Genomic DNA, 10,177 nt, shown 5'->3' on the forward strand with positions numbered 1-10,177 from the left:
CATTTTTACAGGCAGGGATTTTTAAAACTTTAACCTTCTAATGGACAATCTATTTATATTACTGCTAATACCTGTTATCGGTGCGGTCTTCCTATCGTTTATAAAGGAAACAAAGACAGCAAAATGGTTAGCATTGTCAATAGCACTTTTGGAGCTCGGGTTAACCATTCCGTTTCTATGTCATTTTATTCCCGACGCGAGTATCCAATTTGAACAACGTTTCACATGGATTATGTCTTTGGGATTAGACTTCCATATTGGACTCGATGGCATTAGTCTTCCTTTGGTATTGTTAACTAACGGTCTGATACCATTGATTGTCCTCTCATGTTTTGGGAAAAATTATAAAGGTAGTTTCTTTGCGCTAGTTTCCTTTATGCAATTTGGCTTACTGCTTGTTTTTGTGGCGCTGGATGCATTTTCGTTTTATGTCGGTTGGGAAGCTGCTCTTATCCCGATATATTTTATCTGTGCGCTGTGGGGAGACGGTGACCGTATCAATGTCAATCTTAAATTTTTTGTCTATACTTTTTTCGGGAGTTTATTGATGCTTGTAGCATTGGTATTCTTATATAACCAAAGTGCGATAAATAGCTTGGAATGGACGGCTCTTACATCCCTTGAATTGTCTGAAACGACTCAACGATGGTTATTTTGGGCCTTTTTTATTGCATTCGCGATTAAAATTCCGGTGTTCCCATTTCATACATGGCAACCGAATACCTACACGCATGCTCCTGCGGGAGGAACAATGCTTTTGGCGGGCATCATGTTGAAGATGGGGGTGTACGGATTAATCCGTTGGCTAATGCCAATTGCACCGTTTGGTGTGGTTGCCTATGGCCAAATTATTATGGCGCTTTGTGTAATTGGGGTCGTTTATGCCTCGATAATTGCGTTTAAGCAGGACGACGCAAAGCGTTTAATAGCATACTCTTCTATTGCTCACGTTGGTTTGATTACTGGTGGCGTATTTTCTTGGAATCTGGAAGGCTTGCAAGGCAGTATTTTGCAAATGGTGAATCATGGTCTTAGCGTTGTTGGAATTTTCTTCGTAATAGACGTAATTCATGATCGTACAGGAACAAGGTTGTTAACGAACTGGGGAGGTTTGGCAATGAAGGCTCCTCGCCTCGCTTGGCTATTTTTGCTCCTCGTAATGGGGGCGGTGGGATTGCCGTTAACAAACGGTTTCATCGGCGAGTTTCTTTTATTAAAAGGAATGTTTGATTATGGTGTTTGGTTCTCTGTTTTCGGGGCATTGACACTTATTTTGGGGGCAGTTTATATGTTGCGGTTTTATCAAAAGGCAATGCTAGGGCCATTACCAGAGAAACACACGTCATTTAAAGATATTCATGGATACGAGCTTATAGTACTGCTTGTCATCGGTTTTTTTGTCCTCTTTTTAGGTGTGTGGCCGAGAGCAATTCTGGAACTTTCAGAGGCATCTGTGGTGAATTTATTGAATCAAATTAAATTTTAAACACGATTATAAATTATTATGGGGGCGATAATTACGTTATCTATTTTGGGCATTATCTTATTGTATTTGGGACTTTACAATGCAAAAAAAGCACTGTTGCCGGTAACGCTTGTTGGATTAGTTGTGGCAATAGGCTTCTATTTAGCTCTTTGGAATGAGGCTGCAAATCCAATTTTTAGTGGGATGGTCGTGTTTGATCATTTGGCAATAACCTTTTCCATTTTGTGTCTTGTTATCACAGGGTTGATCTTATTGTTATCCAAAGAGTATTTTCGGTCGATAAGCGAGAATATTGCGGAATACTATACATTGATACTGTTTTCTTTGGTTGGAGCTTTACTCGTTAATTGCTACCATAATTTTGCAATGTTGTTTATCGGGATTGAAATTATGTCGGTCGCGCTATACATTCTCGTTGGTATACGCAAAACGGATATAGCTTCGAATGAGGCGTCGCTGAAATATTTTTTAATGGGCGCATTTTCGACCGGTTTTTTACTTTTCGGTATCACATTGATGTATGGAGCTTCTGGGACTTTTGATTTGGCTGGTTTACGAAACTACGTGAACGGTGTGACAACAGTTTCTCCGCTGTTTTATGGAGGTATTCTGTTGATGCTTTGCGGTTTATGTTTCAAGATTGGTGCTGCTCCATTCCACTTTTGGACACCGGATGTATACGACGGAGCGCCGATCCTGATAACCAGTTTTATGAGTACGGTAGTAAAAATCGCCTGTTTTGTTGGTTTTCTTCGTTTATTTAGTACGGTGCTAGTTCCTCTAGATACTTTTTGGACTCCAGTATTGTTAACTATCGTGATTATAACTTTATTTACAGGTAATATTACTGCGTTAATGCAGTCTAGTTTTAAACGAATGATGGCCTATTCTAGTATTTCGCATGCGGGGTATATGCTTTTTGCCATCGTAGCTGTGACCATCAACTCTGGATCAAGTATCTTGGTTTATGCTACTGCATACGGTTTGGCATCAGTAATAGCTTTTGGTGCTCTTATATTAGTGAAACGCCGGACAGGATCTGACCATTTTGAGTCATTCAACGGATTGGCTAAACACGACCCTTGGTTAGCAATTGTTTTAACAGTAGCAATGCTATCATTAGCTGGAATACCATTGACGGCGGGTTTTATAGGTAAGTTCATGATGTTCAATCAGGCAATGAGCGCGATTAATGTGACATTGTTAGTCTTCGCGGCGATAAATGCAGCGGTAGGTGTTTACTATTATTTGCATGTGGTGGTAAACATGTATTTTAAAGATCCTGCAGAAGAATTTGGTAAAGGATTAGACATATCTGTTAATTACAGGGTAGTATTGACGATTGCGGCACTCTTAACTATCGTTCTTGGAATTTATCCAGATTTTATTTTATCGTTCTTGTAGTGGTTAGTTTATAGCTTATCCTCGAGTTGTTCTTTTTTTAAGGACAGCCGTTTGTTTGCTTTATATATTTTCACTGCCATTAAGAAGTATACCAATAGTAATGGGCCGAATACGAGTCCCATAATTCCAAATAATGGGAGCCCTATAATGACGCCGACCACAGTAATTAACGGATGAATGTCACCAATCTTTTTGGCAATGATAAGCCGAAGGAGATTGTCTATGTTAATTACTAATCCGAAACCCCAGAGCAGTAACCCAATCCCCTGCCACGTTTGCCCTTGAGATAATAATATTAATACCGCAGGAACGAAGATAAGCGGTGGTCCAAGCAATGGTATAAACGAAAGTATAGCGCAGATGACACCCCAAAACAGAGGGTCGCTTACACCAAAAATAAAGAATCCAAGGGATAAACATGCGCCCTGAATAATGGCTATGAATGTCTGTCCGATGATATTTGAGTAAGTGACGTTTTTGAGCTCTGTACCGAAGCTTATTACTTGCTCTTCATCAAAAGGCATGTAATGGGTTAGGCTTTTCTCAAAAGCTTTGTAATTAGTGAATGCAAAGAAGAGAACAAAGTACATCACAGAGATTCCTAAGAACACATTAGCGGCGCCACCGACGACTGTTGTAAGCATACCACCGAAATACGCGGCACTAGTTTCTAGCTGTTCTTTCAAAAGATCTGGTTTACCGAGCTTATCCCCAGCGAAGCTATTGATAGTTTCGATTATTTTATTGATCCAGGTCGGATCTTGTTGGAGTTCGATCGCTTTACGGACCAGCATACTCCCGATTCCCAGAAATGGAAGTATGATGATGAATAAAGAAAGTACGATAATAATAATAGCACTAAGGGGTTTCGGCCATAACCAACGTTCAATTAAAAACCTGTTTAGAGGGCGAAATAGAGTATACATGACCGAGGTTCCTAATAACGCGCCATATAATCCGCGCATGGCATATAGCAATATAGCCCCCAATACGATGACGATTAGAAGTATAATGATATTTCGTTCTCGTTGCGAAAAAACAGAATTGTTCATGATGCGGTTAATAACTTATTTAGGAAACAAACTTCTAGAAGTTTGGTTTTCGCTTCTCCAAAAATGCTGCAACGCCTTCTTTAAAATCCTCGGTAAGGAATGCCTTAGCGAATGCTTCTATTTCAGTTTTATATCCCTTTTCTGGATATTTTAATCCACTGTTTACTACGGTAATAGCACTTTCAATAGCGTGTTTGGATCGGGTGTACATTTTTTCTAGGAGCTCTTCAGATTTAGGAATCAGGAATTCCGGTTGTACAACATAGTTCACCAATCGCCACTCTAGCGCTGAATTAGCATCGATCATCTCTCCTGTCATAATCATTTCCAATGCTTTCGCCCGGCCTACGAGATCTGGAAGGCGTTGGGTGCCGCCATAGCCGGGGATAAGTCCCAATGACACCTCCGGGAGTCCCATTTTAGCATTTTCACTTGCAATACGTATGTGGCAGGCCAGTGCCAATTCTAGGCCTCCGCCAAGGGCAAAGCCATTTATTGCAGCAATGATCGGTTTGGGAAAGTTGTAAATAACGTCCATAACTTTATGATGACCTGTTTGCGCAAGATTTTGTGCCTCTTGAAGGCTAAGATTTGCAAATTCAGCGATGTCTGCTCCAGCGACAAACGCTTTCTGACCGGCCCCAGTAATGATTATTCCACGAATTTGTGTGTCCGTTTTTAATTCTTGAAGGATTTGACCGAGCTCTTGTATGGTTTCGCTGTTAAGGGCATTGAGTTTTTCCGGCCTATTTACGGTTAGGTAAGCTGTCTTTCTTTCTTTTTTTAAAATAAAGTTTTGCAGTGGATTCATAACTAAAAATTTAGATGTATACTAACGCGATAGGAGTCTTTGTCAACATTTGGTAGCTCCAAATAGTTGAGCCGACGGACATATTCAACCCGTAGGATTCGAAAAATATTATCTATCCCTACGCTTCCTTCCCAGTAAGGTGATTTGTCCATGATATATGTCATAGTTTGTCCTTCATTATTTCTGTCAAATCGAATAACATTGTCGCTCAGATAAGGATTATTATTGTCTGAAAGATCGCCATAGAACATTTTTACACCCCATATTTCCCGAAGGTTTAACTTCTTCACGAGCGGTATCTTGTTAAAAATAAATCCCTCGAGTTGGTGCTGAAAGGAAAACCGGACGTATTCGTCCGCAACAAATTCCATACTTTGCATCATCGAGAAATCGATCACGTGACGATCCTCTTCACGATATACGTCGGGAAGTTCAAGTAATGGATAAGGCAAAGTTCCCCATATTTTTCCGCCAGCGAGTGTGGCGTCGGCGAAACCAAATTGTTTTAAAAAGAATCGCTTAGATACGGAGGCTCGTAGCGCATCGAATTGGTAGGCTCCATTCCAGAATCCTTTAAGTCCTCGATTATACTGTAAGTTAAATACAGGGTAATGTTCAACGACCGTGCTACGTACGAGGTTCCGGTAATAGAACTTTTCATTGGGCGCCCATCTTAAAATGAATTCTAGTTCGTTGGTGTTGATTTCCGGGATAGAGATATTAGGGTCCGCCGAGGAGATAAATGCGAGATCACCAATTGCTCTTCGTTTATGATGGAGAAAGGAACTTTGTAGGCTCAGGTGATTGCCAAATTCAAAAAGATGTTTAAGTTGATAGGCATATGTATCCATCCATTTAGTAGGTCTAGTACTTCGTATTGATTGAAAGAAACTATCACCCTTTTTGAAACCAAGGTTACGTCCCGGATCGAAGATGTCATGTTGTATTGCAACTTGAATATAGTGTGCAGGAAAATTAACAACGGATTCTCCGTTTAAAGACAATGTTGGCCGCAGGAAGTATTTTATTTCCCGATCTTTCAGTCCGTAGGCAAGGTAACCTTCGAGGAATAGTTTTTCGGAGAAAGCGGATGTGGTTCGACCCCCTAGGCGTATCCGATTACCTTCAATGTTGTTGCGAGAATAAAGGTACTCTAAAGGGCCAACTTCGACAGGACCAAAAGGATAGAATCCCTGACCTAGAACATAGCCTATAGCGAGTAGGGTCTTAAATGTTCGGTTATCGTTTAATGAGTCGATGTTAGTGTAAACATTCTGTTCTACTGGAGTAAGTTGTACTGGCCGTTGTTCAGATAATAGTATCTGGTTTTCCTTCGCCTGGGGTAAAACTTGCGTTGGAGCTCCTTTGAAAACAGTATTTGGAAATGATGGAGCGAAATTGTGATCATAATTGATTGTTGATTTTCTGCCGAAAACCGCATCATTGCCGCGAACCCCAAAGATTATATCGACGTCGCTCTCCGAAAGATACATATAACGCTCTTTGTTTGGTCGAAACTGAAGATTTATTTTTATCTCATTCACCCAGTTTAGATTCGATTCTTTATTAGCCCGTAATTCGGCCAGACGTACCGCATAACGAGAATCCATCGTTATATGGAGCTTACCGCTAAGTAGTAAATCTCTTTTGTTGCGAGGTTCGAATAACAATTCAATGAAAGTCCCCTGATCAGTTTGTAGTGTATCAGAAATATAATACTTGTAAAACGTTGGTGCATTATTTGCAATAGGACTGACAAAAAGTTTATTTATTAAAAAAATGTTCTCATCGTAAATTTCAACGTCTTGGAAAAGATAAGATAGATAGGATTGAATATTATGATTGTTTACAAAACGCTTATCAAGTTCCGTTTGTTTCTGGGATTTGACCACCTTTTTATAGTCTTTGGGCTCGTTTTGTGCATATACGTCGCTCAGCTGTTCTTGCATAAAAATCGTTAACAGACGGTTTCCAGGCGAGGAGGTTGTGTCGAGGTTCTTAAATACAAAAGCCATGTTTCCCATTCTTTTATGGTATTTATCCGAAGGGTTTACAAGTCCGAATTGGAGCTTGTCGTATTGTTGAAAATGCAGCTTAGGTTGGTTTTCTAGCCTATTTATTTTTTTATGTTTAATGACCTGTTCAATGATTTCTACTGCGGGATTGCGGTTTTGATATTTTTTTTTGCGCGATATCTCTACGGCTTCAATCCGCTGCTCGCTGTGTTCCAAGGTTATTTCCAGATTTATGGGGAGACTATCGTAACTTCGAAGTGTTTCTTTGTACCCAACGGCGGAAACAGAAAGCTGAAAAGGGAATTTTAAGATGCCGGAAAAACTAAATATACCGCTAGAGTCGCAGGAAGTTCCTTGATTGGTCCCCACGATTTTAACACTTGCTAAAGGGATTCCTTCTCCCGTTGTTACATCGACAATCTGTCCCGAGAATTTTTGTTGACCCATAACCTGTTGGAAATAAACCATCAGCGTAAATATGCATATCATCAGTCTGATCAACCTAATTCTCCTCATTTTCAGTTTATAGCTCCCTATCAAATAAAGCTCTCCATAAATATAACGATTGTGGTAGAACAAAAAAATTTAATCCCTAAAATTACAGCGATCAAGATTTAATTCAATTGTTTGATGCGTCGTTTAATTTTTTAAAAGGGGTAGCGTTGAAACTTACCCGCTACCCTTATCATAGCATTTAGTATCCTGCTCCGTTACGCCGTGGCTGTCGTATGGCCGGCCAGGTTGAAGGCGTACCGTCTGGACCTACTGGCATCACGCGTTGTTCTCGGTCTACCAGTTTTTCTTCTTGTGCTGCCTTATAGGTAAGTACTGCTGTTAAAATGACGTTTTGAATTAAGTCATCAAAAACCAGCTTATCATAGGTATCAAGATTTGTGTGCCATGTGTTACTGAAGTATCCCCAAGATAATGAGCTTAGCATAAAAGCGGGTACTCCCGCCGCCGTAAAAGAGGCGTGATCAGAACCACCACCACCCGGACTGCCGGGGAAGGACGTTTGAATATCTTTGGTGATCTTATTGGGTACGGCCTGCAACCATCGTCCCATAAAATCGTAAGCATGCACGAACCCGGAGCCGTTAATATTTGCTACTCTTCCGGTTCCGTTGTCTAAGTTGAATACTGCTTGTGTTTTCTCAACAATTTCTGGATTATCTAGTACGAATGCGCGTGAACCATTTAATCCTTGTTCCTCACTACCCCATAACCCAATTAATATGGTTCGTTTTGGATTTGGAAATACTGTTTTTAGGACCCGTGCGACTTCCATCATGGCTAACGTTCCTGTTCCGTTGTCCGTCGCCCCTGAACCTCCTTCCCACGAATCCAAATGTGCCGAAAGGATTACGTACTCGTTAGGGAATTCAGTTCCTTTGATTTGTGCGATAGTATTGAACGAAGGGACATCTCCTAGCTCTTTAGAGCTTGTTTCAATCTTTAATTTGGGAATAATTCCGTTTTTTGATAACCGATAAAGTTGACCATAGTCTTCCAGGGAGAGGTCAATGGATGGGACTTTCGTTGTACGGGATCCAAAGATTTTGTTCGCGCCAAATTCTCTTGACCAAAAGCTGGAAATAACGCCTATTGCTCCGGCTTCTTCCAATTTTCCGGGAATCGAATTTGGGGATAGGCCGATGTTTTTTAAGTTATCATTATACGCTTGTTGAATGGAATCACGTTGTTTCTTTATTTTTTGAAAAGATTCAGGCGTACCGTATTCTACCCAATTGTGGTCAGGTCTTCCTGTGGGCTGATAGACGGAGGTCATTACATATTTACCCTTCGCTTGCGGTAACCACTTTGTAAAAGAGGTTGCATCCGCAAAATCCGGGAGCAAAATGACGTCCCCTACAATGGCTTTTCCTTCTGTGCTAGGGCTCCAAGCTAATTGAGTGCCAGTCAGCGTTTTGGTATGTGGGTAAACCATATCGATATGAGATATGCCGCGTTCCCATCCACGCCATTCCCCAAATTTTTCATTTTTAGCATCTATACCCCAACTCTGAAATGTCTTCACGGCCCACTCATTCGCTTTGGTCATTTGGGGGGTGCCCACTAGTCGCGGCCCCACCACATCGAGTAGCTCGAAAGCAAGCCGTTCGAGTTGCGAATTGTTGGTTGCTTCCTTTACAATGTTTTCTACTACTGGGTCAAGCTTCTGCTCTGCTTGGACATTGTATTGTGCATAGAGGTGTGTGCTCGTTATGAGTGAACCGACGCATAGGGTAAATCCGAACCTGAATATTTTGTTGCGTAACGCCATATTTGTTGTTGATTAGTTAATTTCTTAAATCTCGCAATTATTTTTCGATTATGAAATCCGAATAAAATACTCTTGTATTGTTAAAAGGTAGAAAATGACAACTTGTGTCATCATAAGTCGCATTCTGGATTTAATCTTAACTTAATATTAGTATCGTATCTTCGTGCCGATGTTGGATTAAAGGGATATTGTATATACCTTTAATCCAAATCTAGATTATTACCTGCTTGGGGAGAATGGAACGAATTTCTACACATGTAATTACGAATTTTAAAAGAGGTGACAAAGCCGCTTTTAAGGAGATCTACGCTCGTTATTCGCCCGGTATTTATTCGGTATCAAGACAATTGTTAAAAGATGACGGCCTTGCAGAAGAGATGGTTCAAGAATGTTTTTTGAAACTTTGGTTAAACCGTGAAGAAGTTCGAGAGGAACTAGACGTCTGGCCATTTCTTTATGTCATGTGTAAGCGACTATGTTTAAATGTTCTGCGCGATCTTCAGATCGCCAAGAAATCGACCGAGTTTTTTCGAGAAGAGGTAGTGAACGATGTGGAACACAGAGTTTATCACAACGAGCTTCGTGACCAACTTCAACGATACGTTGCTATGCTTCCCCGGCAGCAGCGGACAGCTTGGATTTTAAGTCGAGAAGAGGGTTTTACCCATCAAGAGATTGCTACACAAATGGATATTTCACAAAATACCGTAAAAAATCATATTGTACAGGCAATGAAGTTTCTAAGAGAACGGCTTTCAAACCAGGGGTTTATTTCCTTTTTGCTTCTTTTTCTTTTTTATTAAAATTTTTCTCGCTCAAAACTAGTCCTTATGTAAGGATTGCGTGTACTATCTATATAAACACGTAACACCAAATTGAATAAAGAAAGAACATATCAATTATTTTTAAAGCACCTTAAAGGGAATTTAACACCTTTAGAAAAACAGGAGCTTGAACAAGGTTTGCAAGAGGTTGATCATCATGAGTTTGATTCTTGGGTAGACAAAAATGTATCTATTGAGGAAAATAATGAGTTTGTCGGTGAGGACGTAGTATTCGACCGCATTTTGAAAAAGATCGATATAGTTAGACCGCCTGTACGTACTATTTTACCATGGTATAGAC

8 protein-coding genes are annotated in these 10,177 nt (G+C 40.4%); 4 read left to right on the plus strand and 4 right to left on the minus strand.

Going from position 1 to position 10,177, the window contains the following annotated elements:
- The first annotated feature begins 40 nt into the window (after window positions 1-40).
- Both HP439_RS06005 and HP439_RS06010 read left to right on the plus strand, forming a co-directional pair.
- Complete coding sequence (locus tag HP439_RS06005; RefSeq protein WP_172389441.1) at window positions 41-1,486, plus strand: complex I subunit 4 family protein; 1,446 nt, start codon at window positions 41-43, stop codon at window positions 1,484-1,486.
- Between the two features lie 18 nt (window positions 1,487-1,504).
- Complete coding sequence (locus tag HP439_RS06010; RefSeq protein ID WP_172389442.1) at window positions 1,505-2,890, plus strand: NADH-quinone oxidoreductase subunit N; 1,386 nt, start codon at window positions 1,505-1,507, stop codon at window positions 2,888-2,890.
- A gap of 8 nt (window positions 2,891-2,898) precedes the next feature.
- Here HP439_RS06010 and HP439_RS06015 read toward each other — a convergent pair whose 3' ends face one another.
- The 4 genes from HP439_RS06015 to HP439_RS06030 form a co-directional block, all read right to left on the minus strand.
- Window positions 2,899-3,942, minus strand: a complete 1,044-nt coding sequence (locus tag HP439_RS06015) for an AI-2E family transporter (RefSeq protein ID WP_172389443.1) — start codon at window positions 3,940-3,942, stop codon at window positions 2,899-2,901.
- A gap of 34 nt (window positions 3,943-3,976) precedes the next feature.
- On the minus strand, window positions 3,977-4,753 hold the full coding sequence (locus HP439_RS06020; RefSeq protein ID WP_172389444.1) for an enoyl-CoA hydratase/isomerase family protein: 777 nt from the start codon (window positions 4,751-4,753) through the stop codon (window positions 3,977-3,979).
- A 2-nt stretch (window positions 4,754-4,755) separates the two neighbouring features.
- Window positions 4,756-7,284, minus strand: coding sequence for a DUF5686 and carboxypeptidase-like regulatory domain-containing protein (locus HP439_RS06025; protein ID WP_172389445.1), 2,529 nt, complete (start codon window positions 7,282-7,284; stop codon window positions 4,756-4,758).
- A 178-nt stretch (window positions 7,285-7,462) separates the two neighbouring features.
- Window positions 7,463-9,052, minus strand: coding sequence for a M20/M25/M40 family metallo-hydrolase (locus HP439_RS06030; RefSeq protein ID WP_172389446.1), 1,590 nt, complete (start codon window positions 9,050-9,052; stop codon window positions 7,463-7,465).
- 236 nt (window positions 9,053-9,288) lie between these two features.
- Between HP439_RS06030 and HP439_RS06035 the strand changes: the two genes are divergently transcribed.
- Entirely contained in the window at window positions 9,289-9,855 is a 567-nt protein-coding gene (locus HP439_RS06035) for an RNA polymerase sigma factor (RefSeq protein WP_172389447.1), read from the plus strand.
- 72 nt (window positions 9,856-9,927) lie between these two features.
- On the plus strand, window positions 9,928-10,177 hold a 250-nt coding region (locus tag HP439_RS06040; RefSeq protein ID WP_172389448.1), incomplete at its 3' end, for a hypothetical protein.

The organism is Sphingobacterium shayense, from assembly GCF_013179575.1.
Classification (GTDB): Bacteria; Bacteroidota; Bacteroidia; order Sphingobacteriales; family Sphingobacteriaceae; genus Sphingobacterium; species Sphingobacterium shayense.

Coding starts and splice junctions, on each gene's coding strand:
- HP439_RS06005 (WP_172389441.1), top strand. CDS start 41: ATGGACAATCTATTTATATTACTGCTAATACCTGTTATCGGTGCGGTC.
- HP439_RS06010 (WP_172389442.1), top strand. CDS start 1,505: ATGGGGGCGATAATTACGTTATCTATTTTGGGCATTATCTTATTGTAT.
- HP439_RS06015 (WP_172389443.1), bottom strand. CDS start 3,942: ATGAACAATTCTGTTTTTTCGCAACGAGAACGAAATATCATTATACTT.
- HP439_RS06020 (WP_172389444.1), bottom strand. CDS start 4,753: ATGAATCCACTGCAAAACTTTATTTTAAAAAAAGAAAGAAAGACAGCT.
- HP439_RS06025 (WP_172389445.1), bottom strand. CDS start 7,284: ATGAGGAGAATTAGGTTGATCAGACTGATGATATGCATATTTACGCTG.
- HP439_RS06030 (WP_172389446.1), bottom strand. CDS start 9,052: ATGGCGTTACGCAACAAAATATTCAGGTTCGGATTTACCCTATGCGTC.
- HP439_RS06035 (WP_172389447.1), top strand. CDS start 9,289: ATGGAACGAATTTCTACACATGTAATTACGAATTTTAAAAGAGGTGAC.